This window comes from Herbaspirillum lusitanum P6-12, from assembly GCF_000256565.1.
Classification (GTDB): domain Bacteria; phylum Pseudomonadota; class Gammaproteobacteria; order Burkholderiales; family Burkholderiaceae_D; genus Herbaspirillum; species Herbaspirillum lusitanum.
In genome coordinates, this window is sequence record NZ_AJHH01000271.1 from 1 (window position 1) to 1,403 (window position 1,403).

Below are 1,403 nucleotides of genomic sequence, written 5' to 3' on the forward strand. Positions count from 1 at the left end.
TGTCGTTGCTATCGTTGCTGTCGTCGCTGCAGCCCCTTTCATTGAAGGAGACCGCCACTCACCACACCCTCACTGCCGTGCATTGACGTCAATACATATAACCGCGCACACGCGGATCCATCCGTTCTAACAAGGAGCAGGAGACATGATGAAGTTAAGCAGACGCGAATTTCTGATCGCAGGCGCCGCATCGGCTGCCGCCGCCTCGACCGTGGGAGGTTCGGCGTTCGCCGCGCCCACGGCACCCGGCGGCATCGATTACCCGATAGAAAAAGGCGCGACCCTGCGCGTCTTGCGCTGGAAGCGCTTCGTCCAGGGCGACGAGGATTTGTGGAACGAGAACGTCAAGAAATTCACCGAGCTGACCGGCGTCCCGGTGCGCACCGACAGCGAAGGATTTGAGGATGTGCGGCCCAAGGCGGCGGTGGCAGCCAATGTCGGCAGCGGTCCCGACATCGTGCTGGGCTGGTTCGACGACCCGCATCAGTATCCGACCAAGCTGCTCGACGTCACCGACCTGGCCAACTCGCTCGGCAGCCGTTACGGCGGCTGGTACGACGTGTTCCAGAAATACGGCAAGAGCAACGGCAAGTGGATCGCGATCCCGCTGGGCGTGATCGGCATCTGCCTGGCGTACCGCGACAGCCAGCTCAAGGCCGCCGGTTTTGAAGCGGTGCCGAAGGACTTGCCCGGCTTCCTCAAGATGGCGCAGGCGCTCAAGGCCAAAAACACGCCGATCGGCTTCGCCCACGGCAAGGCGGTCGGCGACGCCAACAACTATGCGCACTGGCTGTTGTGGGCGCACGGCGGCAAGCTGGTCGACGAACGCGGCAACGTCGTCATCAACTCGCCCGAGACCCGCGCCGCGCTCGAATACGGCAAGCAACTGTACGCAACCATGGTGCAGGGCACGCTGTCCTGGCAGGACCCGTCCAACAACAAGGCCTATCTCGACGGCCAGGTCAGCCTGACCAACAACGGCATCTCGATCTATTACGCGGCCAAGAATTCGACCGATCCGAAGCTGCTTGAACTGGCGAAAGACACCCAGCACGCGCACTATCCGATCGGCGTCTCGGGCAAACCGACCGAGCTGATGCAGCTGACCCAGATGATGGCGTTCAAGCACACCAAGTATCCCAATGCGGCCAAGGCGTTCCTGCAATTCATGATGGAGCCGGACCAGTTCAATCCGTGGATGAAGGCGGCCATCGGCTACGTCAGCCAGCCGCTCAAGGCCTATGAAAAGAATCCGGTCTGGACGGCGGACCCCAAGGCCACGCCTTACCGCGACGCCGCCTCGCTGATGCTGGACCATGGTCACGCCGGTCCGCTCGGGCAGGCATCGGCGGCCTGTCTGGCCGATTACGTGCTGGTCGACATGGTGGCGGAAGCCGCGAGCG

General features: G+C 62.6%; 1 protein-coding gene. It reads left to right on the forward strand.

Annotated elements, in window-relative coordinates; all coding sequences use genetic code 11:
• Positions 1-145: 145 nt before the first annotated feature.
• On the forward strand, positions 146-1,403 hold a 1,258-nt coding region (locus tag HLUSI_RS0108900; protein ID WP_016833632.1), incomplete at its 3' end, for an ABC transporter substrate-binding protein.